General features: G+C 70.3%; 25 protein-coding genes and 2 pseudogenes. 10 read left to right on the top strand and 17 right to left on the bottom strand.

The window, feature by feature from the left end; all coding sequences use genetic code 11:
* Window positions 1-252: 252 nt before the first annotated feature.
* Window positions 253-1551 (bottom strand): ROK family transcriptional regulator, encoded by a 1299-nt coding sequence (locus AQJ11_RS00760; RefSeq protein ID WP_398779989.1) that lies wholly within the window; start codon window positions 1549-1551, stop codon window positions 253-255.
* Between AQJ11_RS00760 and AQJ11_RS00755 the strand changes: the two genes are divergently transcribed.
* The 3 genes from AQJ11_RS00755 (at window position 1550) to AQJ11_RS00745 (ending at window position 4094) form a co-directional block, all read left to right on the top strand.
* Window positions 1550-2623 (top strand): Gfo/Idh/MocA family protein, encoded by a 1074-nt coding sequence (locus tag AQJ11_RS00755; RefSeq protein WP_059261476.1) that lies wholly within the window; start codon window positions 1550-1552, stop codon window positions 2621-2623. The genes AQJ11_RS00760 and AQJ11_RS00755 overlap by 2 nt on opposite strands.
* Window positions 2623-3132, top strand: a complete 510-nt coding sequence (locus AQJ11_RS00750) for a heme-degrading domain-containing protein (RefSeq protein ID WP_014672943.1) — start codon at window positions 2623-2625, stop codon at window positions 3130-3132. Before AQJ11_RS00755 ends, AQJ11_RS00750 begins: the two co-directional genes overlap by 1 nt.
* A 95-nt stretch (window positions 3133-3227) precedes the next feature.
* The gene (locus AQJ11_RS00745) at window positions 3228-4094 is read left to right on the top strand and encodes an LLM class F420-dependent oxidoreductase (protein ID WP_059261475.1); all 867 of its coding nucleotides are present in this window, start codon (window positions 3228-3230) and stop codon (window positions 4092-4094) included.
* A gap of 165 nt (window positions 4095-4259) precedes the next feature.
* Here AQJ11_RS00745 and AQJ11_RS00740 read toward each other — a convergent pair whose 3' ends face one another.
* From AQJ11_RS00740 to AQJ11_RS00725, 4 genes are all read right to left on the bottom strand, one after another.
* Window positions 4260-5117: a fumarylacetoacetate hydrolase family protein gene (locus AQJ11_RS00740; RefSeq protein WP_014672945.1), complete on the bottom strand. Its 858-nt coding sequence runs from the start codon at window positions 5115-5117 to the stop codon at window positions 4260-4262.
* Between the two features lie 146 nt (window positions 5118-5263).
* The gene (locus tag AQJ11_RS00735; RefSeq protein WP_059261474.1) at window positions 5264-5974 is read right to left on the bottom strand and encodes a YidC/Oxa1 family membrane protein insertase; all 711 of its coding nucleotides are present in this window, start codon (window positions 5972-5974) and stop codon (window positions 5264-5266) included.
* Between the two features lie 164 nt (window positions 5975-6138).
* On the bottom strand, window positions 6139-6456 hold the full coding sequence (locus AQJ11_RS00730; RefSeq protein ID WP_059261881.1) for a DUF6412 domain-containing protein: 318 nt from the start codon (window positions 6454-6456) through the stop codon (window positions 6139-6141).
* A 43-nt stretch (window positions 6457-6499) separates the two neighbouring features.
* Window positions 6500-7039: a winged helix-turn-helix transcriptional regulator gene (locus AQJ11_RS00725; RefSeq protein ID WP_398779987.1), complete on the bottom strand. Its 540-nt coding sequence runs from the start codon at window positions 7037-7039 to the stop codon at window positions 6500-6502.
* 130 nt (window positions 7040-7169) lie between these two features.
* Between AQJ11_RS00725 and AQJ11_RS00720 the strand changes: the two genes are divergently transcribed.
* Entirely contained in the window at window positions 7170-8561 is a 1392-nt protein-coding gene (locus AQJ11_RS00720) for an MFS transporter (protein WP_059261472.1), read from the top strand.
* A 70-nt stretch (window positions 8562-8631) separates the two neighbouring features.
* On the opposite strand, the pseudogene AQJ11_RS50255 reads toward AQJ11_RS00720, so the two are convergent.
* A pseudogene (locus AQJ11_RS50255) lies at window positions 8632-9308 on the bottom strand (class E sortase).
* A gap of 55 nt (window positions 9309-9363) precedes the next feature.
* Between AQJ11_RS50255 and AQJ11_RS45205 the strand changes: the two are divergent.
* The 3 genes and pseudogenes from AQJ11_RS45205 to AQJ11_RS45200 all read left to right on the top strand — a co-directional run.
* Window positions 9364-9625 (top strand): annotated as a pseudogene (locus tag AQJ11_RS45205) (beta-1,6-galactanase); the annotation flags it as partial.
* A gap of 122 nt (window positions 9626-9747) precedes the next feature.
* Complete coding sequence (locus AQJ11_RS00710; protein ID WP_059261471.1) at window positions 9748-10761, top strand: tetratricopeptide repeat protein; 1014 nt, start codon at window positions 9748-9750, stop codon at window positions 10759-10761.
* Window positions 10762-10785: 24 nt separating this feature from the next.
* The gene (locus AQJ11_RS45200; RefSeq protein WP_079082185.1) at window positions 10786-11250 is read left to right on the top strand and encodes a very short patch repair endonuclease; all 465 of its coding nucleotides are present in this window, start codon (window positions 10786-10788) and stop codon (window positions 11248-11250) included.
* Here AQJ11_RS45200 and AQJ11_RS00705 read toward each other — a convergent pair.
* The 6 genes from AQJ11_RS00705 to AQJ11_RS00680 all read right to left on the bottom strand — a co-directional run bounded on the left by AQJ11_RS00705 (window position 11179) and on the right by AQJ11_RS00680 (window position 16782).
* Window positions 11179-12531 carry a DNA cytosine methyltransferase gene (locus AQJ11_RS00705; protein ID WP_167360843.1) on the bottom strand — a complete coding sequence of 451 codons (1353 nt, stop codon included), beginning with the start codon at window positions 12529-12531 and terminating at the stop codon, window positions 11179-11181. The two genes, AQJ11_RS45200 and AQJ11_RS00705, sit on opposite strands and share 72 nt — an antisense overlap.
* Window positions 12532-13268: 737 nt before the next feature.
* Window positions 13269-13856 (bottom strand): class IV adenylate cyclase, encoded by a 588-nt coding sequence (locus AQJ11_RS00695; RefSeq protein ID WP_059261469.1) that lies wholly within the window; start codon window positions 13854-13856, stop codon window positions 13269-13271.
* Between the two features lie 11 nt (window positions 13857-13867).
* The gene (locus AQJ11_RS00690; protein ID WP_058080685.1) at window positions 13868-14530 is read right to left on the bottom strand and encodes a class I SAM-dependent methyltransferase; all 663 of its coding nucleotides are present in this window, start codon (window positions 14528-14530) and stop codon (window positions 13868-13870) included.
* A complete protein-coding gene (locus AQJ11_RS45195; RefSeq protein ID WP_244218064.1) occupies window positions 14448-15089 on the bottom strand; it encodes a P-loop nucleotide/nucleoside kinase family protein in 642 nt (213 codons plus the stop codon). The genes AQJ11_RS00690 and AQJ11_RS45195 overlap by 83 nt, the downstream gene beginning before the upstream one ends.
* The gene (locus tag AQJ11_RS00685; protein ID WP_059261468.1) at window positions 15082-15984 is read right to left on the bottom strand and encodes a radical SAM protein; all 903 of its coding nucleotides are present in this window, start codon (window positions 15982-15984) and stop codon (window positions 15082-15084) included. Before AQJ11_RS00685 ends, AQJ11_RS45195 begins: the two co-directional genes overlap by 8 nt.
* Window positions 15985-16089: 105 nt before the next feature.
* Window positions 16090-16782: an HAD family hydrolase gene (locus tag AQJ11_RS00680; protein WP_059261880.1), complete on the bottom strand. Its 693-nt coding sequence runs from the start codon at window positions 16780-16782 to the stop codon at window positions 16090-16092.
* 96 nt (window positions 16783-16878) lie between these two features.
* Between AQJ11_RS00680 and AQJ11_RS00675 the strand changes: the two genes are divergently transcribed.
* Both AQJ11_RS00675 and AQJ11_RS00670 read left to right on the top strand, forming a co-directional pair.
* Entirely contained in the window at window positions 16879-17652 is a 774-nt protein-coding gene (locus tag AQJ11_RS00675; RefSeq protein ID WP_208616413.1) for a helix-turn-helix domain-containing protein, read from the top strand.
* Window positions 17639-18106 (top strand): NUDIX hydrolase, encoded by a 468-nt coding sequence (locus AQJ11_RS00670; protein WP_058080688.1) that lies wholly within the window; start codon window positions 17639-17641, stop codon window positions 18104-18106. Before AQJ11_RS00675 ends, AQJ11_RS00670 begins: the two co-directional genes overlap by 14 nt.
* On the opposite strand, the gene AQJ11_RS00665 is transcribed toward AQJ11_RS00670, so the two are convergent.
* The 4 genes from AQJ11_RS00665 to AQJ11_RS00650 all read right to left on the bottom strand — a co-directional run bounded on the left by AQJ11_RS00665 (window position 18094) and on the right by AQJ11_RS00650 (window position 22751).
* Window positions 18094-18657 (bottom strand): HD domain-containing protein, encoded by a 564-nt coding sequence (locus AQJ11_RS00665; protein WP_059261466.1) that lies wholly within the window; start codon window positions 18655-18657, stop codon window positions 18094-18096. The two genes, AQJ11_RS00670 and AQJ11_RS00665, sit on opposite strands and share 13 nt — an antisense overlap.
* Before the next feature lie 103 nt (window positions 18658-18760).
* Complete coding sequence (locus AQJ11_RS00660) at window positions 18761-20341, bottom strand: DEAD/DEAH box helicase (protein WP_398780054.1); 1581 nt, start codon at window positions 20339-20341, stop codon at window positions 18761-18763.
* Between the two features lie 221 nt (window positions 20342-20562).
* Window positions 20563-21996 carry a ParB N-terminal domain-containing protein gene (locus AQJ11_RS00655; protein WP_059261464.1) on the bottom strand — a complete coding sequence of 478 codons (1434 nt, stop codon included), beginning with the start codon at window positions 21994-21996 and terminating at the stop codon, window positions 20563-20565.
* Window positions 21997-22052: 56 nt separating this feature from the next.
* Window positions 22053-22751: a hypothetical protein gene (locus AQJ11_RS00650; protein WP_244218063.1), complete on the bottom strand. Its 699-nt coding sequence runs from the start codon at window positions 22749-22751 to the stop codon at window positions 22053-22055.
* Window positions 22752-23094: 343 nt separating this feature from the next.
* Between AQJ11_RS00650 and AQJ11_RS00645 the strand changes: the two genes are divergently transcribed.
* Window positions 23095-24099: a hypothetical protein gene (locus tag AQJ11_RS00645; protein WP_159061619.1), complete on the top strand. Its 1005-nt coding sequence runs from the start codon at window positions 23095-23097 to the stop codon at window positions 24097-24099.
* Between the two features lie 39 nt (window positions 24100-24138).
* Here the strand turns inward: AQJ11_RS00645 and AQJ11_RS00640 are convergent, their stop codons facing one another.
* Window positions 24139-24774, bottom strand: a complete 636-nt coding sequence (locus AQJ11_RS00640) for an ATP-binding protein (protein ID WP_059261461.1) — start codon at window positions 24772-24774, stop codon at window positions 24139-24141.
* Window positions 24775-24953 lie beyond the last annotated feature (179 nt).

Genomic DNA, 24953 nt, shown 5'->3' with positions numbered 1-24953 from the left:
GGCGGGGGTGCCGGCCGCGCCACTCCGGCGCCGGAGGCGAAGTCCGCCCGCCCGGCGCAGCGGTACCGCCCCGGACGGCCCTCCCGGCGCGGCGCCGCCGAGAGCGCTCGGACTGCCGGGCCGCGCCCAGCCGGTGGCGGGTCCGGCAGCGGCCGGGTGCGCGGGTCACGGCGGCAGAGGAAGCACCGACACCGGCACCCGCACCCACCCGTGCCGGCACCGGCACCCGGCACCCGGCAGTGACAGACCCCGTCAGTCGTTCCCCCGTCCGAACAGCGGTGCCAGCAACAGCTGGGCGGCGCCCTCGGCGACGATGCGCTCGCCGCGCGGAGCGAGCCGTACCGGTACCGCGTCCCCGCCCGTGCCCTCCCGCCTGGCGCGGGCCCCGAGCACCTCGCCGACACCGCTCACGTATGTCTCGGGGGCCCCGGCGACCGTCCGGCCCCCCAGCAGCACCACGTCGATGTCCAGCAGCCCGACCAGGTTCCCAGCCGCCACCCCCAGCACCCGCGCCGCCTCGGCCACCTCGCCCCGCGCCGCGGCTCCGAGGCACAGCACCTCCACGCAGCCCCGGTTCCCGCACCCGCACAGCGGCCCGTCGAGCTGGACCACCTGGTGCCCGAACTCCCCGGCCCCGGTCCGCGCCCCACGGTGCACGCTCCCGTCGATCACCAGCCCGGCCCCGAGCCCGGTGCCGAGGTGCAGATAGGCGAAGGACCGGCCCGCCGCGCCCTCCTCGCCCCCGACCGCCAGCCCGAGCGCAGCGGCGTTGGTGTCCTTGTCCACCACCACCGGCACCCCGAGCCGCTCCGCGAGCGCGTCCCGCAGCGGAAATCCGTCCCACTCGGGAAACCCGGTGACCCGGTGCAACACCCCCCGCGCGTGGTCCAAGGGACCCGGCAGCGCGACGCCCACGCCCAGCAAGGAGCCCACCCCGGCGAGCCCCCCGCCCCCGGCACTCGTACCGTCGCCGCCCCGACCGGCGCCGGCCTCGGCACCAGGGCCAACGCCCGCGTCGGCACCGGCACCCGCACCCAGCCCCCCGGCAACCCCCCGTACCGCCCCGCACACCGCCCCCAGCACGGCCTCGGCCCCCGCGCCCAGGTCCAGTTCCCCGCGCCGCTCCCCCACCACGGACCCGTCCAGATCGACCAGCACCACCCGCAGTTCGTCGCGGTCGAGGTGGACGCCGACCGCGTGGCCCGCCTCCGGCACCAGCCGCAGTACGGTCCTCGGCTTGCCCCCGGTCGACGCCCGGCGCCCCGCCTCCGCCGCGAGCCCCTGCGCCCGCAGCCGCGCGGTGATCTTGCTGACGGCCTGCGGGGTCAGCCCGGTGCGCTCGGCCAGCTCCAGCCGGCTGATTCCCTCGGCCCCGGCGTCCCGCAGCAGCCCCAGCACCAACGCGGTGTTGTGACTGCGCAGCGCCCCCAGATTCGCGCCCGCCGCCCCGCCGCCCACCGGCCCCGCCGTCGTCGCCGTCCTCACCCGCTTCACACCCCCATTGTCCCCACCGCTTGCACTTCCGCAACACTGTTGCCAAAGTGGAGGCATGACTGCTACCCCCCTCCGCGTCGGTCTGATCGGCTACGGCCTCGCCGGCTCGGTCTTCCACGCCCCGCTGATCGCCGCCACCGAGGGCCTCGCCCTGGACACCGTGGTCACCTCCCAGCCGGAGCGGCAGCAGCAGGCCCGCGCCGAGTTCCCGGACGTGCGGATCGCCGCCACCGCCGAGGAGCTGTTCGGCCGCGCGGACGACCTGGACCTGATCGTCGTCGCCTCCCCGAACAAGACCCATGTCCCGCTGGCCACCGCAGCCCTCAAGGCGGGCCTGCCGGTGGTCGTGGACAAGCCGGTCGCCGGCACCGCGGCCGAGGCCCGCGAGCTGGCCGCCCTCGCCGACGAGCGCGGCCTGCTGCTGTCCGTCTTCCAGAACCGCCGCTGGGACAACGACTTCCTGACCGTCCGGCGACTCCTCGCCGACGGCGAACTCGGCGACGCCTGGCGCTTCGAGTCCCGCTTCGAACGCTGGCGCCCCCAGCTCAAGGGCGGCTGGCGCGAGTCCGGCGACCCCGCAGAGATCGGAGGTCTGCTGTACGACCTCGGCAGCCACGTCGTCGACCAGGCCCTGGTCCTGTTCGGCCCGGTCACCGAGGTCTACGCCGAGTCGGACGTCCGCCGCCCCGGCGCCGAGGCCGACGACGACACCTTCATCGCGCTCACCCACGCGAGCGGCGTCCGCTCCCACCTCTACGTCTCGGCGACGACCGCCCAGCTCGGCCCCCGCTTCCGGGTGCTGGGCTCCCGCGCGGGCTACGTCAAGTACGGCCTGGACCCCCAGGAAGCGGCCCTGCGCGAGGGCAGCCGCCCCGGCAGCACCCCCGACTGGGGCGCCGAGGACGAGTCCCTGTGGGGCCGGGTCGGTTCCGGCGAGTCCCCGCTGACCGGCGGCGGCACCCCCGTACCGACCCTCCCCGGCGACTACCCCGCCTACTACGCCGCCGTCGCCGCCGCCCTGCGCGGCGACGGCCCCAACCCGGTGACCGCCCTGGAGGCGGCCGCCGCGCTCGACGTACTGGAAGCGGCCCGCAGGTCCGCCCGCGACAAGGTGACGGTGACCCTCTGATGCAGCACCCGCAGATCACCCCGAGGACCACGCCCGAACTCACGCCGAGCCTGGAAGAGCTGGAGGCCCAGGAACGCCGGCTGGTCTTCCGGCAGTTCACCCACGACGACGCCTGGGCGCTCGGCTCCCTCCTGGTCGGGCTGGCCCGGGAGCGCCAGGCGCCGGTCGCCATCGACATCCACCGCGCCGGCCAGCAGCTCTTCCACGCCGCGCTGCCGGGCTCCACCCCGGACAACGACGCCTGGATCGCCCGCAAGCGCCGGGTGGTGGAGCGCTACGGCGCCGCCTCCTACCTGGTCGGCGCCCGCTTCCGGGCCAAGGGCACGACGTTCGAGGACTCCTCCCGGCTCGACCCGGACGTGTACGCGGCCCACGGCGGCTCCTTCCCGATCACGGTCGAGGGCGTGGGCGTGATCGGCGCCGTGACCGTCTCCGGACTGCCCCAGCTCCAGGACCACCGGTTGGTGGTGGAGGCACTGGAGGAGTTCCTGGGCCGTTCGGCCGACTGAGCGAACGGCGGGAATCCCGCCGGGACGCCCTCCGGTTGGCAGACAGAGAGGCCGTGGGATCACGGCACGGACCACCACCGGAGGGCTCACATCCGATGACCGCTTCACTGAAGGAGACCGTCGGCCGCCACGGCGTCTGGAGCGTCGAGCTGCGCTCGGAGGACCCCTCCCGGCGCGGCGAACTGGACGAGGCCGCCGCCGAGCTGGAGGAACTCGGGTACGGCGCCATCTGGCTGGGCGGCAGCAGCACCGTCGACCACGCGGCCCCGCTCATCGGCGCCACGCGACGCGTCGTCGTCGGCACCAGCATCCAGAGCGTCTGGCAGCAGGACGCCGCGACGACGGCGGCCGGCTTCGCCGAGGTGGAGGCGGCGCATCCCGGCCGCTTCGCCCTGGGCCTCGGCGTGAGCCACGGCCCGCTGGTGAAGGACTACCGCCGCCCGTACGCGGCCATGGTCGGCTACCTCGACGAGCTGGACGCGGCGGGCGTGCCCGCCGACCGCCGTGTGCTCGCCGCGCTGGGTCCGAAGATGCTGGAGCTGTCCCGGGACCGCGCGGCCGGCGCGGTCCCCTACCTGGTCACGCCCGAGCACACCGCGCAGGCCCGGGAGATCCTGGGCGACGGACCGCTGCTGGCGCCGGAGTTGAAGGTGGTCCTGGAGACCGACCCGGCCCGCGCCCGGGAGACGGCCCGCGCCTACCTGGCCCGCTACCTGGGGTTCCCCAACTACACCGGCAACTTCCTGCGGATGGGCTTCACCGAGGCCGACCTCGCGGACGGCGGCAGCGACCGTCTCGTCGACGCGGTCTTCGCCTGGGGCGACGAGACCCGCGTCCGCGAGCGCGTCACCGCCTTCCACGAGGCGGGCGCGGACCACGTGGCCCTCCAGGTGGTCCGGGCGGACGCGGGCGACTCCCTCCCGAGGAAGGAATGGCGCACCCTGGCTTCGCTGCTGGCGTGAACCGGCCGAGCGCCGCGGCGTGAGCCGACCGGTGTCACAAGCGTGGGGCCGTGCCGCTGACTCACGGCCCCACGGCACCACGGCCCCGCCACGGGGCGCGACCGACCGGAACCACCCGGCGCCGATGGCGGACTCGCGCCTCCCCGGCGCTGCCCAGCGGAGCGTCTACGCGTTCTTCAGTTCCTGCCGCTGCCGCCCGAGCCCCGCGATCTCCAGCTCCACCACGTCCCCGCCCCGGAGGTACGGCTTGGGCTCGGGCCGCCCCAGGGCCACCCCCGCCGGCGTCCCCGTGTTGATGACGTCGCCGGGGTACAGCGTCATGAACCGGCTGAGGTACCGCACGACCTCTCCCACGGGGAAGATCTGCTCGGCCGTCGTACCGTCCTGCTTCAACTCCCCGTTCACCCACAGCTTCAGCGACAGCCGCTGCGGGTCCGGGACCTCGTCGGCCGTCACCAGCCACGGCCCCAGCGGGTTGAACGTCTCGCAGTTCTTGCCCTTGTCCCAGGTCCCGCCCCGCTCGATCTGGAACTCGCGCTCGGAGACGTCGTGCGCGACCGCGTACCCGGCGACGTGCGCGAGCGCCTCCTCGGCCGAGTCCAGGTAGCGGGCCGTACGGCCGATGACGACCGCGAGTTCGACCTCCCAGTCGGTCTTCGTCGAGCCCCGCGGCACCAGCACGGTGTCGTTCGGCCCGACGACCGTGTCCGGCGCCTTCATGAAGACCACCGGCTCGGCGGGCGGCTCGGCGCCCGTCTCGCGGGCGTGGTCGTGGTAGTTGAGCCCGATGCACACGATCTTGCCGATGCGGCCGAGCGGTGGCCCGATCCGCAGACCGGTGGCGTCCAGCGCGGGCAGCTCACCGGCCTCGGCCGCGGCCCGGATCCGGCCGAGCGCGGCGTCGTCGGCGAGGAGCGCGCCGTCGATGTCGTCCACGAGGCCCGACAGGTCCCGCAGGGTCCCGTCGGTGTCGAGCAGTGCGGGGCGCTCCGCCCCTGCCGTACCGACTCGCAGCAGCTTCATGGTCACCATCTCCCTCGATCGGCGGCGCCCGGCCGATGTGTGCAGCCATCGGAGGACTGGCCGATCCTCCAATTACACCGTCCACTCCACAAGACCCTGTTCACGTACTGGACTGTGACCAGGGACACAGGGGCGACGTCGACCGGTCAGCGGGACAGCAGGGACTGTTCCGCCGCGCTCCAGGCCGTGCTGGTGACGACGTACAGCGCGGCGGCGAGCGGGACGACCGCCACGGTGACGAGCGTGAAGAAGGACAGGAACGGTACGGCCCGGTTGACCGCGCCGAGCCCGGGCACCTCGCCCCCGGCGCCGGCCGGTGCGGGCTGCTCGGCCAGTGTCCGCCGGGCGCGCCGGTAGTTGACGGTGGCGACGGCCGCGACGACGGCGAAGAGAGCGAGGTAGACCAGTCCGGCCGGGCCGAACGCCCCGCCGTCCGCCAGCGCGTCGGTCCAGTGACCGCCGAGCGGGGCCGTGAACAGCCGGTGGCCGAGCAGGCCGTTGGTCTCGCCGCCGATCGTGGTGCTGGAGAAGAGGTGGTAGAGGAGGAAGAACGCGGGCAGTTGGAGCAGGCTGGGCAGGCAGCCGGAGAGCGGTGAGACCTTCTCCTCGGCGTGCAGGTCGAGGACCGCCCGCTGGAGTCGCTGCGGGTCCTTGGCGTGCTTCTCGCGCAGTGCGGCGATTCTCGGCTGGAGCGCGGCGCGGGCGCGCCTGCCGCGGGCGGCGGCCCGGGACAGCGGGTGGACGAGGAGCCGTACGAGTGCGGTGAACAGGACGATCGCGGCGGCTGCCGCGGAGGCGTGGAAGAGCGGGGCCAGCAGATCGGCCAGGTGCTCGACCAGGCGCGCGAAAACGGACATGGGTGAGCCCTCCGGGGGTCTCGTCGTGCCGGGAACGACCGGAAGCAGCCGGCCCTGAGGAACCGGAGCGACTGGTCATGAGGGACCGGGAACAGCCGGTCCTGTGGGGAGATCGGCAGGACGACCCGCGCGGGGTCACGCGCTGACGTGGGTGCGGACGTGCCCTACGCGGCGGTCGCCGGACCGGCGTGTCCGGGGGCTCTGGGCCGCCGCCGGCCGGGCGCGTCGGGATCGCGCTGGGGCAGGAAGGCCGTACGGCGGGCCCGGTCGCGTATCGCCGTGCGGACGCGCGTGGGCGGTACGGCGGGCACGCTGCGCGCGGCCAGCAGGGCGCAGGCGGCGAGCGTGGCGGCAGCGGTCGCGGCGAGGGCGACGGCGGTGGTGAGGCCGCCGGTGCCGAGCAGCGCGGCCTGGAGCAGCAGCAGGTGCACGAGGAGCAGCAGGAGGGCGCGGGGACGCGCGGCGGCGACACGACCGGACATCAGCACTCCCCCCTCCGCACTCCTGGTCTTCCGTGACCACTCGTCATGGTGCCGGTTGCGGCGGCTCGGTCTCCAGGGGCTCCAGCAGCCGCTTGGGCCGCAGCAGCGCCCTGCTGACCGGGTCCGCCGGCGCGGAGTCGAGTTCCGGCCCCGGCACCATGACAACGTCCGCGACCGGCACGAGAGTTCCGCACGCCGCGCACTTTCCGTACGGCTCGACCTCCCCGCCGCAGTCCGCGTGCTGGAAGAGCCGCAGCCGGTGGGCGTCGACGTGCTCGCGGCCCCAGTGGCCGAGGGCGCGCAGCACGGGCCACAGGGCGGTGCCGCGCTCGGTGAGGACGTACTCGTCCCGGGGCGGACTCTCCTGGTACCGGCGCTTTTCGAGGATCCCCTCCTCGGTGAGCGTGCGGAGCCGGGCCGAGAGGACGGCGCGCGGGATGCCGAGGTGGGCCAGGAAGTCGTTGTAGCGCCGGACGCCGTAGATCGCGTCGCGGACGACGAGCAGCGTCCACCGCTCGCCGACGACCTCCAGCGCGCGGGCGATCGAGCACTCCTGCGTCACGTAGTCCTTGCCCAGTGCCATGCCCTCCACTGTAACCACGGACCCCACATGGGTTCAATGAACGAACTTACGATGCTACGGTGGCGGAGAGGGGTCGGTTCATCCACCGAACCTAACGATCGGACCCAATGACCTCACGACAGGACAGGCCATGCCCCGGCTAGACTCCGCCACCTCCCCCGCCTCCCTGCGCCGGACCAGTCCCCGGGACGCCCCCGCACGCCCCCGCGCCACCCTCGCCCTGACCAGCGCGGCCACCGCCGTCGCCCTCATGACGTACACGGCCCCGATGGTCACGCTGCCGGACACCGCCGCCGCCCTGCACACCCCGCTGTCCGCCCAGGCCTGGCTGCTCAACGGCGCCCCCCTCGGTCTCGCCGCCCTCCTGCTGGTGGCCGGCAGCCTCGCCGACGACTACGGCCGCCGCCGGATCTTCCTCGCCGGCACCCTGGCCCTCGGCCTCACCACCGCGCTCGGCGCCTTCACCACGTCGACCTGGCAGTTCACCCTGGCCCGCGTCGCCCAGGGCGCGGCCAGCGCGGCCCTGCTGGCCAGCGCCCTCGGCCTGATCGTGCACGCCTTCCCCAGCCCGCGCGGCCGGCTGCACGCCACCGGGGTGTGGGGCGCCTTCGTCAGCGGCGGCATCGCCGCGGGCCCGCTGCTCGCGGGCGCGCTGCCGACCTGGCGGGTGGCCTACGGCGTCCTGGGCGCCGCCGCCCTCGTCGTGGCCGCGCTCGGCACCCGGGCGCTGGCCGAGTCACGCGCCCCGCGCGGCGGCCGGCCGGACGCCCTCGGCGCGCTCACCTTCGGCCTGGCGCTGGTGGCCCTGGTCGCCGCCCTGACGCTGGGCCGGGACGGCTGGCTGCGCGCGCCGGTCGGGCTGCTGTTCGCCGCGGCCGTCGTCCTGGTCGCCGTGTTCGTCGCGGTGGAGCACCGGACCGGCACCCCGATGATCGACCTCGGACTGCTGCGCCACGCCCCTTTCCTGGCCTCCTCGGCGGGCGGCCTGTTCACCGGCCTGGCCGTGATCGGCCTGTTCAGCTTCCTGCCGGCGCTGCTCCAGCAGTCGCTCGGGCTCTCCCCGCTGGCCACGGCCGGACTGTTCCTGCTCTGGTCCGGCCTGAGCTTCGTCGTCGCCCTCCAGGTCAAGCACCTGGCCGGCCGCGTCCCCGCCCGCACCCAGCTCGCCCTGGGCTTCGCCCTGCACACGGTCGCCATGGTCACGATGCTCGGCGCCGTCGGCGCCGGCTCCTGGACCCGGCTGCTGCCCGGCCTGATCGTCGGCGGGTTCGGCAGCGGCCTGCTCAACGGCGCGCTGCCGCTGCTCGCCGTCGACTCGGTGCCGCCGCAGCGGGCCGCGATGGGCTCCGGCGCCCAGCAGACCTTCCGCTACATCGGCTCCTGCGCCGGTGTGGCCCTGACCATCGCCATCGCCACGTCGGGCGGCAGCCTGGCCCGGGGCACGAACATCGCCCTGCTGGTGTCGGCGGGGCTGGCGGTGGCGGGCGCGGTGAGCGTGCTGGCGCTGCGGGAGCGGGCGTGAGTTGGTGTAGGCCGGAGTGGGCCGGGTCGGAGTGGGCCCGGGTGAACCGGTGCGCTTCGGCCGCCCCCGCTCACCCGGGCCGCATCGACACCAGCTTCCCCCAGACCTCCAGCCGGTACCGGGAGGTGAACTCCGGGGTGCAGGTGGTCAGGGTGATGTAGTAGCCGGGTTCGTCGTACCCGTACCCCGGCCGGACGAGCGAGCGCGGGACGGGCCGGACGACCGCGGAGTCCACGGGCGAGGTGCGCGGCAGGATCCGGTCGACGTCGTAGGTGTACGTCGCCGTCCGCGTCTCCACCTCGACGGCGTCCCCGCGCCGCAGCCGGGGCAGGTACCGGAAGGGCTCACCGTGCGTGTTCCGGTGCCCGGCGAGCGCGAAGTTCCCGGCCGGCCCGGCTGTGCCGTCCCGCGGTAGTGGCCGGCGTACCCCTTGTTCAGTACGTCCGGGGTGTACGGGCGCCGGGGCCCGCGCCAGGCGCCCGCGGCCCTGGACTCCGCGGCTCCCACGGCGGAGGGCGCACCGGAACCGCCGGGAGGGCCGCCGGAACCGGCCGCCGTACCGCCGTCCGCACTCGTCGTACCGTCGTCGCCGGCCGCCGTACCGCCGCGCCACTCCCGCTCCAGCGCCGCCGCCTTCCGCTCGGTGCCGCGCCGGGCCTCCCGGTTGGTCCACCACATCGGGTGCGCGACCAGCAGCAGGAGAACCAGCCCGGCGGTCACGAGCACCTCGCCCCCGCCCCACAGCACCCGCCCGCAGCGGGCACGCCTGCGCCGATCGCCGTGCCGTACGACCCGCACACTGGACCGGTCGGCGAAACGCCTGGTGATCGTCGCCTCGAACACCTCGCCCTCGGCCCAAACCCTGACCTTCGACCTCTCCCGCTTCACCGCCGTGTCCGGCGGCCCGGGCGGCCTGCTCCCGCGCTGGAACACGGCCACCCGACGGGCGGCGACCGGTACACGGCCCGCTCGGACACCCGCCTGAACGGCACGTCGGTGTCCGTCCCCTTCGATTCGAGGGGAAGTCGGTGCAGACGCTCTGGATCGACGGCGTCACCGTGTGACGGCCATGGCAGGGAAAGGGCGTCCCGGCAGCCGTTCGGATACGCGTACCGACGAAACGGCCCCCTCCTCGGCAGCCCACCGCGCCTCACGTTCGTCACGTCCCGGCAGTACGGTGTCCCCCATGCGCCCCGACACGCCTGCCGAGACCGTCGACCACACCGCCGAAGCGGCACGCCTGGAGCGGACCGCCGGCCTGTATCCGGAGGACGCCGAGACCCTCCTCCTGCGGGCGGCGGCCCACCTGGAGCTGTCCGGCGACCGCCCCGCGGCGACCGCGCTCTACGACCGCCTGCTGACGTCCGCCGACGGGCTGGACAACCCCGCCCTGGTCCGCGCCCTGAAGGCGTCGAACCTGTGGGAGTACGGCCATGAGGCCGAGGCGAGGGCGATCATCGAGGGCATCCGCACGACGGCGCCCCGGGACCCGGCCCCGTGGGTGATCGTCGCGGAGGCCCTGGAGTCCCACGACGAGCTGGAGGCAGCGGCGGAGACGTTCGGCGAGGCCGCGGACCTCCTGCTGCCGGACTCGCCGGAGGAGCCCCCTCCCGCCACCCACCCCCTCCTGTACGGCCGCCACCGCGTCCGCCGCATGCTGGGCCTGCCGCACGACGACCGGGACACCCTCGCGGACACCCTGCACACGTCCCCGGTCTCCCTGGACGAACTCCACGACCCCAAACGCGTGTGGTCCCTGGGCTCGGACAACCCGGCGGAACTGGCGGCGGAGATCTCCCGCCTCCGCGCCGAGTTGGGCGCCTACCGCGAGGCCCTCTCCCGCCCGTTCCCGGTGGCGGTCCTCCACTGGCCGGCCCCGGAACTCTCCGAGCTCCTCTCGGCGTACCCCGCCCTCTCCTCGGAGTACCCGTCCCACGCCGACCACTTGGCGACCATAGAGTCCTCCCTGCGCGAGCTGTCCGCCTCGGGCACGCCCAACCTGGGCATCGTGACGGGCACGGTCCCGTCGTACGAGGCGTTCGCGGCCTCGGAGGGCACGTCCCCGACGGACCCCACGCTGCTCCCCCAGTACGCGACGACGCTGGCGGCCCGGGGGCGAGCGGTGGCTTGGCCGCCGGGGCGGGGGGCGTCGTGCTGGTGTGGGACGGGGGAGGTCTACGCAGAGTGTCATGGACAGTGACGTCAGCGGGCTAGGCTTACACGCGTGTCCGACGTCCCTCCATGGAACCCGCCAGAAGGCTCCTGGGCCTCATCCGCGGCACGTCGTCGCAACATGCAGGCGATCCGTAGCCGGGACACCAAGCCGGAAACACTGATCCGGCGGCTCGTTCACGCACGCGGTCTGCGCTACCGCGTCGCCGCACGCCCCCTGCCGGACCTTCGCCGGACGGCGGACATGGTCTTCCGTCCGGCGAAGGTGGCCGTCTTCATCGATGGCTGCTATTGGCATGGCTGCCCCGAGCACTACGTACCACCGAAAACCAATTCCGGCTACTGGTCGGAAAAGGTACTTCGCAACGTTGCGCGGGACCGGGACACCGACCAGCGTCTGAAGAATGCCGGATGGCTAGTGCTCCGTTTCTGGGAGCACGAGCCGTCAGACGCCTGCGCGGACGAGATCGCCGAGGTCGTGCGCCGCCGACGGGTTACCGACGACAAGCGCGCCTGACACTGGCAGAACCATCTGTTCCGACGGCGACACGTCCGCATCGACGCCCTTGGTGTCAAGTTCGTAATCACGCAGAAGCTGATCGCGGTACTCGGGCCGGAGCACTGCGGCGATGGCACGCCCCACCGCCTCTGCCACCGGAGGGGGGAAGGCGTTTCCGACCTGTCGGTACTGAGCAGTCTTCCGGCCCTGGAATTTCCAGTCCGCCGGGAACCCCTGGATAATTGCGGCCTGCTCTACCGTCAGCATAGGGCCAGCAGGGCGGAAAAGGTCCCGTTCGGGATCGCACTTCCCAGGCTCGTTGGCCACACCCATGCCATCTACACCAAGCTGCGCCCAGGCCCGCTTGGCCCTCGTCGGCCCTAGATCCGCGCCGCCATGCTTCCTTGAGCCTCCCACGAGGGTCGGAGCGACACCCCGGCCCAGCTCCGCGGCCGTCGCAGCCTTGCGCAACCAGTCCAGGTACACATGTTCCCCGGTACGCTCTCCTGGCTTCGCTGGCTCTCCATACTTGTTCTTGTCCCAGTACATGCGGCAGCGCGCTTCCATGCTGGCTGCGAGCTCTCCCACCACGGTCGCCTGCTTGCCTTTGAGTCTGGACGGCCAAACGAATTCCACATCGGAATCTGCCAGCACGCTTTCATGGATCACAACCAGGATCGCCCGCGGACGCAACTGGGGTACACCGAATCTACTGGCATCAATCCGACGCCACACCTGGCGCATGACGCGGTCCTGCTCCACAGCGGACCAGCTCTTCTTGATTTCGGGAACCACATAACCCAGATCGCGAAGCGTACTCAGAATATCCCGACGGTAGTCAATGAAGACCTCCGGAGGCTCTAGAATTCCCCGGACATTCTCAATCATGACCGCCTTCGGCCTGAGTTTTTCGATGATCCTCAGCGCATCCGGGAACAAGTCACGCTCGTCATCCTTTCCCAAGCGCTTTCCGGCCAACGAGAACGGCGGGCAGGGGACTCCGCCGGCCAGCAGATCCAAGTCCTCTACCTCGACCCCGGGGCCAGCGTTTCCGCCTGGCTTCAGGAACTCCTTGACATCCATGGGCTTGAGATCATCAGCCCGGCCCTGGCCCCACCCCGGCCAGCTGCCCACATTCGCCCGCAGGGTAGCCACCGCGTGCGAGTCCCACTCCACCAGGTCAAGGTGGTCAAACCCCGCGTTATGCAGTCCAACGGCTTGCCCGCCCGCACCGGCACAGATCTCCAGCGAGGTCAGTGGCCGGCTGAACTGCGGACGCTCACTACCGCTGGCGCTCATGGTGTTCCTTCCAGGATTGACTCAAAACCAAGGTCAAGTGTCCCAGAGGCCGCGATCACCCGCTGCCCCTTGAGCACTCGACACCCACGAGTCTCCCACTGTCAAACAGCCTTGCGCCCCAGAGGGGCAGAGCTGAGGTCACGGGATACTTCGCAACCCTGTGATCTCAGCAACTGCTGCCTTTCCGATCGTGATCGGTCCTCGTCGAACGAGCATCCCTGCCGGATCGCCGCGGTCGGCGGCGGCAGGCCCGTTACCGGCCTGCAGGTGTACCACTAGAAACCCGCCCTGGCCACGGGGCTCGTGCCGCGGGGGACGGCAGGCTTGCCGTGGCCAGGGCGGGGGATTAACCGCGACGGAGGAACCTGCTCTGGCCTCGGTGCCTGCCAGTACGCCGGGCCGAGGGCGGTCCCGCGGCGGTGGCCTCGTTCAACTGGTCAGGAGGAGCCGGTTCGTCCCTGCTGAGCAGCGACTCCCAGACGCGTGCTTGGAGCTCGCGGATGCAGGGCCCGCACGCGTACATGGGAGCCTGGGCGCCGGCGACGCTCGCGGGGCCGATCCACAGGACGCGTGTCCAGCGCTGGCCGCAGTAGAGCCAGCAGAACCCGTCGACCCATTCGTTGCCGTCGTCCGTGGCCGCTGGGGCGGGTAGACCGCCTCGGGCGAATTCTGCGATCCCGGGGATCACCCTGTGCTGTAAGGCGGCTTCCGTCAGCATGGTTCGGACGCTTCCCCGATCAGGATCCCTGGGCCGCCGGGGAAGCGTTCTCCTGCTTCTCGCCGTCGGAGAACAGCAGGGTGGGCTCGGCGAGGATGTCACGGCCGGCCTCGCTCTTGTAGATCTCGTCGACGCTGCCGAACCGGGCCTCGGAATAGTCGAGTCCCAGAAGATCGGCAGCCTGCCGGACGGACGCCTCGTCGGGACCCTCGATCTCCAGGAAGGTGGGGAGGTCGGGCCAGGTGTCGAAGTCGAAGGCGACTTCTCCCAGGCGCCATTCCTCGCGGTAGTTCTCCTGGTAGCGGACCTCCGTGAGGCCGACCCGGCGGAGGATGCCGGCCATGGCGTGCAAGTCGGCGACCTCGGTCTCGATCTCCTTGGTGCCGTCGATCGTCGTGGCGTCGGTGACCTGCTTGAGCGTGAGCGTCGAGCGGGTGCCCTCGTCCCGCAGACGGAGCCACGCCCCGCCGTCGAGAGAGTCGTTCTCGAAGATCTTGCGGGTCAGGAGGGTACGGGGGAGCGCCTGGACGGCGCCGAGGGCGGACAGTTTGGCCTGCAGGCCGGCGACGTCGACGGCCAGGAACTTCGCCTCGTACTCGTGCTTCATGGGTCCTTCTCTCAGAAACGGTCGGTGAGGGTGGACGAACGGGCCGCCAGGAGCAGGCCCATGCGGTGGATGTGGTGGTGCGGCTGGCCGACGTGGGGCCGCTCGGCGAACTCGTTCGTGCGCAGGGTGAGCAGCACGTCCCAGTCGCCGAGGAAGTGACGGTGCAGGCGCTCGGGAGAGGTGTAGTGCTCCACCAGGTGATGGCGCTTTTCGACGGGCATCATGAACTCCGCACCGAAGACACCGCCCGGACGTACCAGGCGCTGCATACGGTCGACGAACTCGGCGAGCGGGCGGTGGTGGTTGGCACTGTAGTGCCACGAGCAGCTCGTCCAGACCGCCTCGCACCGCACGTCCAGGGGTTCCCCCGCAAGGAAGTCCTCTTCGATCACCTGCACACGGGCATGGAGTTCCTCCAGCTTCAGGCGGTCGGTCAATCCCATGGCGTGCACCTCGCTGTCATCCGGTAGGCGGATGACACCTCCGTGTACGGCGAGCGCGTCACGTTCGATGGCCACTACGCGGTATCCAGCGGCGGCCAGGGGCAGGACGAACTTGCCGTCACTCGCCCCGACGACCGCGATGGTGGCATCAGGGGCAACGCGTTCCCGCAGCGTCGTGAGGAACTGCGGGAAGAAAGTGAGGGTGTGCTCCCACAGGCTCTGTGTCTGCATGGGAGTGCGCTCCTTGCGTATCGGTGGAGGTGATCACGCGGAGAACCTCTTCGGGGGTGAGCCCCGTGGTGTCGATGCGTCGCATCGGGAACGCGCCGTAGGCGTCAGCCACTCGGTCCGTGACGGTTTCCACCAGCGCGTCCCACCGCGATGCCGGCTTGTTCCGGGCCGCGAGTCGGCGTCGGCGTTCGTCGTCAGCGCAGACGAGGTGGTAGGAGACGGGCGCGGGCAGCCAGGCCGGCAGAGTAACGCCGAGCCGGGCGCCCAGGGCGCGGTGGCTGGTGAGGCACCGGGCGAAGTAGCTCTCCACGACAACCGGAACGCCACTTCTGAGATGGCGCTGGATCTCCTCGGCTGCTGTGAACAGTGCGGAGAGGTACAGGCACATCCGGGCTTCGACATTCGTCCGCTCGTCCACCTCGTGTCTGAGGGGCTGGTAGAAGGCAGGCACGGTGGGGATGAGGACGGCTTGACGGGCAGCGGCGAGCATCGGTGCGATCGTCGACTTCCCAGTGCCCCGTAAGCCTTCCAGGCTCTCGAACCTTGGCTCGTCAGGCACGGGCGTACACCACGTCCGGTACCGGGAGCGTGATCTCGTCGGTCGCGGAGGGCCTGTGGACGATGCGGTTCGCGTTCTTCTCGTACCAGAACGCGTGGGAGTCCTTGCCCACGGCCTTGCACGACATGGTGAGCGCACCGCGCGGGTCGGCCTCGATCCGGTCGATCTCGCGCGGCCCGCCGGACGCGGCGCAGACCTTCTGAGCGCCGCGCTCGGAGAGGTCCTCGTCGACGATCACTTCAAGCGGCAGCCTGGTTCCCGCGAGCTCGTCGCGGAGCCGGCCGTAGGCGGCCGTATCCGTGACCAGCAGCTCGGGGTGGCCGGCGGCATTGCCTACCGGCCGCAGATGGTGGAGCTTCAGTTGCCGCACCCCGAACTGCGCCAGGATGCTGGTGAGAGGGAGGACCTCGCCGATGTTCCGGGAGGTCACGGTCATGGTCGCGCCCGTCGGAACGCCGAGGTCCCGTGCCAGGCTGAGCGAGTCGAGGGCGCTCTGGTAGCTGCCGCGCTTGCGGATGCCGTCGTTGGTCGAGCCGACACCCTCCAGGGAGACCCGGAGCAGGTCCAGGTGCGGAGCGATCTCGGCCAGACGGCGCTCGATCCGGTATCCGTTGGTGCAGATCTCGACGCGCTGGCCCAGTTCCCGCTTGGCATGCCGGACGACGTGCGGGAGCTCCCGGTGGACGAACGGTTCCCCGCCGAGGAGGGTGACGGCCTCCGTGCCGTACTGGTCTCGCATCAGGGTGAGAAGGCTGACGGCTTCCCCGGCGGTGAAGGTGTCGCCATACTGAAGCCGCTTGCCGTGGAAGCAGTGCAGGCACGCGAAGTTGCAGCGGTACAGCAGCTGCAAGTACAGCATCCGGATCTTCCTGATTCCGGTGACTTCCCCGATCACTTGGGCTCCTTCGGCTGACTGCCTGGTGGGAACCCTGATGGTGGCCGTCTGCCAGAGGACCTTGTCACCGCGTTCAAGGACGGTCCAAGGACGTCCTGGGACGTTTCACGCGCCCCTGAAAGACTCCAGGATGCCAAGGACCCGCCTGGTGTCCGACAGGCCGGGCAGGATCTCGTGGGCGCCGGCAGCGGCCAGCTCCTCGGAACTGTGGACACCAGAGGCAACCGCAAGCATCCCGGATCCAGTGGCCAGGGCGGCTTCCACGTCGCGGGGAGTGTCGCCCACCAGGACGGCGGGCACATCGGCCGGAACGCCACGGAGCCGCCGCATGCGTTCGCGGGCGACTGCGACAAGTCCGGGGCGGAGCTCGGCGTCCGCTCCATAGGCGCCCACAGGCAGATCCAACAGTGAGTCGAGGCCGAAAACGGACAGCTTCACGCGCGCGTTGGCGGCGATGTTGCCGGTCAGGACGGAGGAGACCCATCCATTTCGCGCGGACGCGGCTTTCAGCACCTCGTGCACCCCCGGCAAAGCCGTCCCCCGCGAGCGCAGATCACCCAGGCGGTCATGTCCAGCCCGCGTGAGAGCGTCTTCGATGACGGACCACTTAGGCACGGGCAGCCCCTCGCGAAGGAACATGTCGCGCATGATGAGCCGGTCCGTGCGCCCCTCGGTGCGCGCTGGCCCCGACGGTTCGTGTCCCGCGAGTGATGAGAAGGCGGCAGCGTATATCTCCTTGCTGACCCCCGCGTTCTCGATGAGGGTGTGGTCGATGTCCCACAGGACGATGAGCTCCATGGCGCCAGGGTAGGCAGTCGCCTCAGGGCTCTGCTCGCGTGACAACGTCCCATAACGTCCTTGCGTGATCATGCACGGGCCGCTTCCATGGCTGCTGTGAACGACCGACTGCACTCTGTGCTCGCGCAGCGCGGTGTCTCGCCCGAATCCCTCGCCGAAGTCTGCGAGGTGGACCCTAAGACGGTGAGCCGATGGCTGGGAGGGCGTGTTCCACACGCACGGCATCGCTTCCGCGCCGCCCGCCACCTGCGCGTCGAAGAGACCTTCCTCTGGCCAGCGCCATCACGACGGTCTGGCCAAGCGCGTGACGGGTTAGGCACCGAGTTGGTCGGCACCTATCAGAACCGGGCCAGTGTGCCGCGGGATGTCTGGCTCTCGCTGCTGCGAGAGGCCCAGCACGAGATCAGTGTCCTCGTCTTCTCCGGCACGTTCTTCGCGCAGTCCAATCCGCATGTGGCCAAGATGCTCGCCGAGCGCGCCGCGGAGGGGGTCCAGGTGCGCCTGTGCTTCGGCGACCCGGACGGTCAGGCAGTCGCGATCCGAGGCCGCGAAGAGGGAATCGGCGACACTCTCGCCGCCAAAATCCGGGCGTCACTGACGTACTACCGGACCCTGCTGGGCGAGGCCGGGTGTGCCGTACGCCTCCACGACACCACGCTCTACACGTCCATGTTCCGCTACGACGACAACCTGCTGGTCAATCCCCACATCTGGGGGCAGCCGGCCAGCGCCAACCCTCTGCTCCACCTCAAGAGGACTGAGGGAACTGGATGGTTCGACAGTTACGCTCAGAGCTTCGACTCCGTCTGGGCCGTCGCGCGGCCGTGGACGCCCGACCGTGAGAGGACCGCCGCCCATGGGCAGGACTGAGTACTACAACGACCCGGCCGCCCCGAAGGCAAACACCCTCATCCCCGCCAGCAACCTTCTCGTCGTCGACGAGACCGGAGCCATCCTCCTCCAGCGCCGTCGCGACACCGGCCAGTGGGCGCTCCCCGGAGGCGCGCAGGACATCGGCGAGACCGCGGCGGAGTGCGCGGTACGCGAGTGCCTGGAGGAGACCGGCATCATCGCCGAGATCACTGGCTTCCTCGGCGTCTACACCAACCCGAACCACATCGTCGCCTACAGCGACGGAGAGATTCGCCAGCAGTACGAGAACACGTACATCGGCCGCCCCGTCGGCGGAGCTCCCACGATCAACGACGAGGCCGACGGGGTCCGCTTCGTCCAGCCGGCCGACCTCGACCAGTACGACATCCACCCGAGCATGCGCCAGCAGATCGGGGACTACTTGGCCGGCACCTACCCCTACCTTGGCTGAGCCGCCAGCGCTGCCTCGATCCTCTGCACGGAAGAGAAGATCTGCGGCGCCGCACGGCGGATGAAGCGGCTGACCACGCTGTCCGTGCCATAGCGGCCGACGATCTCCGCGATCCGCCCCTGCGCACTGGTCCGGCCGCCATCGGGTGTCGTCGTCATGTCGCAGTAGACGAGAGCGTCCACCAGCAGCGGCTCCTCCAGCAACGGAAACTCCGACGCCAACTCCTCCCGCAACCCCCGCTCCTCGGCCTCCAGCAAAGCAAAGGAGTGGTTCGCGACCAGCCGCACCAGCCGCTCATCGGCCCCGTGCTCGTCACGAAGGAACCGTGCCCCGTCCAGCGGGTGGAACCCTGTCACGGCCAGACGAGGTGCGTACCCGATGTCGTGCAGCGTGGCGGCAGCGGTCAGCAGGTCGGCGTCCTCGCCAAGAAGCTGCCGGATTCCCGTCGCGCGCTCAGTCACTCCCTGCGTATGCGCCCACCGCCGTGGAAGCGCAGCACTGAGCTCGGTTTCCGCTACCCGCGCCGCCCACTCCGTCATCAGATCGGCCATGCCGGGCTTCCTGCCCCGAAGAATCCTGGGCCATTCAGGCCACGCAGCCTGGCGCCGTGCCGACGACCCCATCGGCACGGCGCGGTTTGAGCCGGGATGCGCCTTACGCACCACCGATGTGCCGGAGCAGCGCCTCGATGTCACCGGGCGCCAGTCCAGCCGCTACGGAGGGCTCTTCCTCCAGGTCAGCCAGTTGCTGGACCGTAGGGTCATCGAGGATCTTCCCCATGAACTCCAGTTTCTGGTCCAGCCGCACCTCAACGACTTCGTCGATCGTGCCGCGCGCCGCGATCACGGTCACCCTTGTTTCCGTGCCGGGGGCAAGGCCGAGGCGGTGGATCCGGTCCAGGCTCTGCAGGTAGCGGCCGGCCATGAAGTCCCGGTCCACGTACACCGCGTCGTGGCACACGTGGTGGAGGCTGATTCCCTCTCCCAGGGTCGCCGGGTTGGAGATCAGCACCATGCAGCTGGGATCCTCACGGAAGCGGCGCAACTGCTCTTCCCGGTCGGGCGTGCCTCCGTACACCACAGCCGGGCTGTACTTCTGAAGCATCTGGGCCAGGGTGGTCAAGCTGCGCACGAAGGTCGTCCACACCAGGGTCTTGCGGCCCTGCGCGGCATTTTCGGCGATGATCGCCAGCGCTTCCTTGTACTTGGGGGACAGCTCGTAGTCCGGCAGGTTCTGCATCAGCGAATACAGGGAGCTGCCCGCCGGGATCTCCAGCGGAGGCAACTGGTAGGCGAGCGGCTCGTGCTTGGTCGCGCCTTCCAGCAGCAGGGCCGGGCTGGTCGCCGCCATCAGCAGACGCAGCGCGGTCTTGCCGAGCGCGCTCAGGTCGTCGCGTGCGGTGCCCTTGGACATGCCGCCCACCAGGGAGTTGTAGATCTCGGCGTGCAATGCCGGCATGTCGACGTAGCGCATCCGCAGGGTCATCGGCGGCAGGCCGAGTTCCTGCTTGGTCGTCCGGGTGAACAGCGGCCGCAGCACCGTACTCGCGTAGGCGAGGTCTCCGCCCGCTACCGCCCGGGTGACCGCCCGCTGGCCGTGGCCCGGCCAGACGAAGCCCATGAGGTTCTCCAGGTCCTTGGCACCGTTCGGAGCGGGCGTCCCGGTCAGGATGAGACGGCGTTCGGCGAGCGGACCCAGCGCCATGCACGCGGCACCGTACGTGCCGCGCGCGCCCAGCTTCATCCGGTGGGCCTCATCGAGGATGATCATCGAGGGAGCGGCTTTGAGCCAGTTCGCCAGGAGCGGCAACGAGCGGTCCAGCCGTTCGTAGTTGACGATGAGCACCTCAGCCCACTCATCCAGGGAACCGTCGAGCACATGGGTGCGCAGCGGGTAGTTGAAGCAGACGGCGGTCTCATAACGCCAGGACTCGTAAGCCGACTTCGGGCAGACGACCAACAGTCTGCTGGCGGCGCCCTTGGCCCGCTGAGCGGCGTACACCGCGAGCGCCACACGAGTCTTGCCGGCACCGGGCACGCTGAAGTTCGCTCCGTGCCCGAGCGAGAGCAGCTTGGCGACGTCCCGGCGCTGGAAGGTGTTGAGATCTTCCTTCCAGGTGTCTCCAAGCATGCTCAGCACGTCATCGGCGGCGACCTCCGGGGGCGCCGCGGGGCCGGCCAGCCGTTCCTCGACCAGTCTGGAGTCCTTGACCACTCCAGAGACGAGATTCCGCAGTTCCGGGGCCCACTCGACGCCGGCCGGGTCAGGCCAGCTGCTGAGGACCGGCAGGTTCACCAGGAGTTCGTCCAGCGCCACCGACGCGGAGAGCGGGCCCAGCTGGCCGCCGGTACGGAACCGGCCGGCCAGCTGGACGAGGTCCTGCCGGTGCTGCTCGGTGGTCCGAAGGACCACACGGGTTCGCGAGTCGTCGAACCCAAGGTGCAGGGACGTTTCCGTCACTGGGTGCCCTCCGCGGTGGCTGCTGCAAGGAGCCAGGAGACGCCGTCGCCGGGGTTCGGGATTCCGCGTCCGGCCTGCTGGGCGAGCTTGCGCAGACTGCCCCGGAGCTTGAGTACGGCCTCGTCGAAGGCCTCCTCATCCAGGCTGTTCGAGGTGCGTGCCTGAACCAGCTCGATGACGCACTGGTCGATGTTGACGCACGCGTCCGCGAGCCGGGCCGGCGCGAGCTGCTTGCGCTTGCGGAGCCGGGCGTCGCGGCCGGCGTTGTCGATCGCCCGGTCGAAGGCTTCCTTGGCCTGGTCGAGCAGCGCCTGGGCCGAAGCCTTCTCGCTGTCGGGCAGCCCCCCGGACGTGTCCCGGACCGTAGCCGCGGCCCGGAGGATACGGTCGTTCAGCGCACGGGCCGCCGACACGGCCGACGTGGTCGCCGGCACCTCCAGGTCCAGCCCGGGGATGGACACCGATTGGGGCTGGGCGACGGTCCCGCTGTCAGCCAGCTCCGGCGGCAGTACCTGCTCCAGGTACTCCTCCTTCAGGAACGCCTCGTCGATGAGACGCAGGTCCGTCTTCGAGAAGTTCAGCAGGATAGCGGCCAGACGCCGCTCCTTCACGATTTCAGCCTGGTCCGGGTCCAGGGTCCCCAACTTCGCGTACAGGCGCTGAAGTTCCTTGAGACGCTCCTGCGCCCCCTCCCAGTCGACGAGCCTCAGCGCGACGCCCCCGCCACTCGCGCTGCGGTCGTTCAGCTCCTTGATCGTGCTGAGGATCCACCGCTCCTGGTGGTACGTCGCCGTCCGGATCCGGAACTCCTTGGCGATCTGCTCGGGCGTCCGGCCCATCGCCGCCTGCTCTTCCATGGCGATCAGCCGGTTGATGTACGAATAGTCGCGCCGCTGGTCCTGGCGGAGCTGGAGCGCCAGCTCCACGGCGTCGATGTCAGCCTGCGTGAACGACGACGGGAGTACGCCTACCCTCATCGACTGCTTGCCCAGCTCCCGCAGAGCGACGGCACGCGTGTTGCCGTTCACCAGGACGCCGTGGTGGGTGACCAGTCCCGGCTCGTTCTGGCCGAACTTGTCCAGGTCCTCCTTCAGCTTGTCGAAGTCGGGATCCCGCAGATCCGGGTCAGAAGGCTTGGCCTGGAGCAGGCTGCGCAGGTAGTCCTGGCCAGCCTCCCCGAAGGGGTCCTTGTCCAGGTTCCGGTCCTGGTCCGGCCTGTGGCTGCGCTGGGCACGGATCCGGTGGGTACCGGGGTTGAGATAGAGGTCGTTCAACGGCAGGTCGATGACATCGACATGGATCTGCTGTCCGTTCCAGTCGACCGTGACGGTCTCCCGGGTGCCTCTGGCAGCCCTCACCTCCTCCAGCCTCTTCCTGATCAGCTCACTGACCGTCTCCGCGCGCGGCGGCGGCGGGAACTCCCGCACCATGTCCTTCCCCGTCCCTTCTGTTGCCGGTCCTGTCAGCTTGCGTTGCCGGTCCTGGATCAGTCGGCCAGGTCACCGATGGCCTGCGCCACCTCGGCGCGCGACTCCTGGGGCAGCGTCCGGTAGATGCCCCAGATCTTCTCGATCGGGCTGAACGAACGCTGGTCAGCGTCGATCCACTTCGCGAAGAGACGCCGCTCCACCGACGAGAGGTTCTCCACAAGGTCCAGCAGCGCCCCGAGGTCAACCTCCCGGTCCGCCCCGCCGCCGGTCCCGCACCTCTTGCATTCGGTCACGAGCTGGTAGTCAGCGGTTCCGTCGGACTGGAGCACCCTACGCCGGGAGACGTTGAGCTTGGCCAGATCGATTCCGCCGTCCTCGTACGCTTCGCCGGCACCGATGCCACACGACCGGCACAGGTGGTTGTCGTCCTGGAGGACCTTCGCGCGCTGAGCGGCGGTCAGGCTGCTCTTGTGCTTCGGCGCCTTCGACTTGCCGGGGATCCATACGTCCGCGCCCCTGGTCACGAACCGCTGCTCCTGCTGGAGCAGGGAGGGGTCGTCGCGATTCGTGTCGATCCGCCAGCCGTGGTCACGCAGGTCCCGCAGCCTGCGGTCGATCTGCGCGACGTCCGGGAACGTCTCGCGCAGCTGCGCCTTGGTGAAGATGTTGCCCTCCCCCACGACGGAGACCAGCCACAGCGCTGCCCGGACCATGCTTCCGAACTTCTTGTCCTGGTAGGACGGAATCTCTTCCACAAACGCCTCCATGAACTCGTGCCAAGGGCAAGCCTTTTATTTCGGAGCGTGCCGCAACTGCGACTGGCAGTGCACGACACATGGGGCTCCGCCTTCCCGTGCTCCTCGGCGGCGTATCCAGCTGACACCACAACAGCAGGGAAGTCCAGCCCCTTTCCGACTTGCGCGGGCTAAGCATTTTCTGCGGGCCGGACTTGCTCAATGCGAGCAAGTCCGGCCCGCAGAAAATGACAGGAAAGGCTGGCGCAGAAGGGGCAGCATGAGGGCACAATTGCCCAGTCATGGACAGGGCTTGGGGTGGCGACGCTGGTCGCACCTGAGCGTTCCAGGGAGGGGTAATTGCATGTCATCAGCTGGACGCAGCCCGGTCCGGGGCGGCTGGCTGGACCCCGGCAAGGAGTTCAAGCCCGGCGTACGCCCCAGGAAACGCCAACTCGGCTTGGCACTGCGGGCCTTGTGCCGCCTGCTGCGGTCCGACGACCCAAGGGAAACAGGAGAAAGGTTCCTCAAGCAGACAGAAGCGGCAAAACGGCTGGACTGCACCGCTGATGAACTGTCGCGCTATCTGAACGACGCCAGGATTCCCCCCCAGGGCTTCCTTGAGTGTCTGTACAAGGAGGCTTGCGCTGACGCCGCCGCCAGCGGTCAGGACGTCGGGATCAGCCTCGAAGCACTGCTAGGCCTCCACATCAGCGCCCTGGGGGAACAGCGGGGCTGCGAGCACTGCCTGGAGATGGGCGGCCGAATCGATTCGCTCATTCAGCAGCTGAACGCCCCCTGTCCGGCGTGCGCGGCGCACCAGCGGCAGCAGGAAGGCCGTCGGCAGCAGCGGAAACGGCTCGCCACGCGACTGCGGTCCGCCAGGAGAGAAGAGGCAAGGCTGCGGACGGTGGTGGCCGATTTGAAGGTCACCGTGGCTGATTTGAAGACCGCATTGGCTGAAAAGGCTGCCACCGAAGCCGGCCTGCGGGAACGTCTGGCGGCGGCAGAGGGCACCAGGGCTCAGCTGCCGGTCCCCCGTCAGCCAAGGGACCGGCAGCTGAGCACGAGAGATGTATCGGCGGCACGGCAGCTCGTGGCGCAGGCTGAGGAGCTGGACAGCTCTGGCCGGGAAGATCTCGCCCTCACCCTGCTCCGGCAGAGCACGACAGAGCTGCTCACCCCGGCTGAGACCGCGCTGGTGCTGGCAGAACTCAGACATCGCGAGCGGGACCGGCTAGCCGACGACCTGATCCACGTCTACGGCCGGGACCAGGAAAATCAGGACGTCATGGCGGTCGCCCTGGAGCTGCACGAGGAGGGCGTGCCAGATGACGCCGGCGCTATCCTGCGAGCCGCGCTTGGTTAAGGTGCCGGCGCTCGGCCTCTGCCGGTCAGGGTCCGCTGGTCAGGCCGCGTCCGCTTCGGCCTCGTAGCACGTCTGGGCGCGGTCGAGGAAGTCATCGGGATCGTGCCCACGTGCGGCGGTCCAATGGAGCAGGCCGGCGATCAGCTCGACCGCGGACTCCTCAAGGCTGGTCCCCCAGCTCCGCCCTTGCCGCTCCAGAGCGCCTCCAGTGCTTTGATACGCCTCCAGCACACCGACAGCGCGCTCAACTCGGCAGCCGGCCACCCCCAAGCTGAGTGGCACTTCGCACCACACCGCCTTGCCGACGGCGGTAAGCATCACGCCCCAGTCGGCGGTCAGGCTCGCGACGAGATGCAGGCCCCGGCCGCACTCGTCATAGCACTCCGCCTTCCTGACGGAAGGAAGCACAGGGCTCCTGTCGTGAACCTCCAGCCGTAGCCGGTCTCTCCTCCACTCCAGCACCAGTGCCGCCGCACCGTCCCCCACGTGCTTGACGACGTTCGTCGCCAGCTCGGTGACGATGACTTCAGCCTCGTCGACAGCTGCCGACATTCCCCACCTGGTCAGCTGGCTCGCCGCTGCGTTCCTCAGCAGACCTACCTCAACTGGCGCCGCCTTGAAGGGCAAGACGCAGCGCAGCCGGCCATCAGTCGTTCCGGAGATGGGCAAGACCACCCTCCCTCCCAGGCCACGCACATGCCCGCGCCTGCCGTATCCGAACGGCTGCATTGCGTAGCGGTCTGGGATTGAGCATGGCATACGAGAACTCTCGCCATGCAACTTCTCACGAGTCTCGATCGAGTGAATCCGGTGGTGAGGCCGGTTCAGCGCTACCTAGCCTGTGGAGATCTCGG

It is taken from the genome of Streptomyces corchorusii (genome assembly GCF_001514055.1).
Taxonomy (GTDB): Bacteria; Actinomycetota; Actinomycetes; order Streptomycetales; family Streptomycetaceae; genus Streptomyces; species Streptomyces olivaceoviridis.
Note: the sequence above shows the minus strand (reverse complement) of the source record. Positions and strands in the feature narration are given on the sequence as shown.

Excerpts from the sequence above, each read along its gene's own strand:
- AQJ11_RS00755 (WP_059261476.1), top strand. The coding sequence starts at position 1,550 with ATGACTGCTACCCCCCTCCGCGTCGGTCTGATCGGCTACGGCCTCGCC.
- AQJ11_RS00655 (WP_059261464.1), bottom strand. The coding sequence starts at position 21,996 with ATGGTGCGGGAGTTCCCGCCGCCGCCGCGCGCGGAGACGGTCAGTGAG.
- AQJ11_RS00670 (WP_058080688.1), top strand. The coding sequence starts at position 17,639 with ATGGGCAGGACTGAGTACTACAACGACCCGGCCGCCCCGAAGGCAAAC.
- AQJ11_RS00740 (WP_014672945.1), bottom strand. The coding sequence starts at position 5,117 with ATGAAGCTGCTGCGAGTCGGTACGGCAGGGGCGGAGCGCCCCGCACTG.
- AQJ11_RS00730 (WP_059261881.1), bottom strand. The coding sequence starts at position 6,456 with ATGTCCGGTCGTGTCGCCGCCGCGCGTCCCCGCGCCCTCCTGCTGCTC.
- AQJ11_RS00720 (WP_059261472.1), top strand. The coding sequence starts at position 7,170 with ATGCCCCGGCTAGACTCCGCCACCTCCCCCGCCTCCCTGCGCCGGACC.
- AQJ11_RS00690 (WP_058080685.1), bottom strand. The coding sequence starts at position 14,530 with ATGCAGACACAGAGCCTGTGGGAGCACACCCTCACTTTCTTCCCGCAG.
- AQJ11_RS00725 (WP_398779987.1), bottom strand. The coding sequence starts at position 7,039 with ATGGCACTGGGCAAGGACTACGTGACGCAGGAGTGCTCGATCGCCCGC.
- AQJ11_RS00680 (WP_059261880.1), bottom strand. The coding sequence starts at position 16,782 with ATGGAGCTCATCGTCCTGTGGGACATCGACCACACCCTCATCGAGAAC.
- AQJ11_RS00710 (WP_059261471.1), top strand. The coding sequence starts at position 9,748 with ATGCGCCCCGACACGCCTGCCGAGACCGTCGACCACACCGCCGAAGCG.
- AQJ11_RS00745 (WP_059261475.1), top strand. The coding sequence starts at position 3,228 with ATGACCGCTTCACTGAAGGAGACCGTCGGCCGCCACGGCGTCTGGAGC.
- AQJ11_RS00735 (WP_059261474.1), bottom strand. The coding sequence starts at position 5,974 with ATGTCCGTTTTCGCGCGCCTGGTCGAGCACCTGGCCGATCTGCTGGCC.
- AQJ11_RS00645 (WP_159061619.1), top strand. The coding sequence starts at position 23,095 with ATGTCATCAGCTGGACGCAGCCCGGTCCGGGGCGGCTGGCTGGACCCC.
- AQJ11_RS00705 (WP_167360843.1), bottom strand. The coding sequence starts at position 12,531 with ATGAGCGCCAGCGGTAGTGAGCGTCCGCAGTTCAGCCGGCCACTGACC.
- AQJ11_RS00760 (WP_398779989.1), bottom strand. The coding sequence starts at position 1,551 with ATGCCTCCACTTTGGCAACAGTGTTGCGGAAGTGCAAGCGGTGGGGAC.
- AQJ11_RS00750 (WP_014672943.1), top strand. The coding sequence starts at position 2,623 with ATGCAGCACCCGCAGATCACCCCGAGGACCACGCCCGAACTCACGCCG.
- AQJ11_RS00695 (WP_059261469.1), bottom strand. The coding sequence starts at position 13,856 with ATGAAGCACGAGTACGAGGCGAAGTTCCTGGCCGTCGACGTCGCCGGC.
- AQJ11_RS00665 (WP_059261466.1), bottom strand. The coding sequence starts at position 18,657 with ATGGCCGATCTGATGACGGAGTGGGCGGCGCGGGTAGCGGAAACCGAG.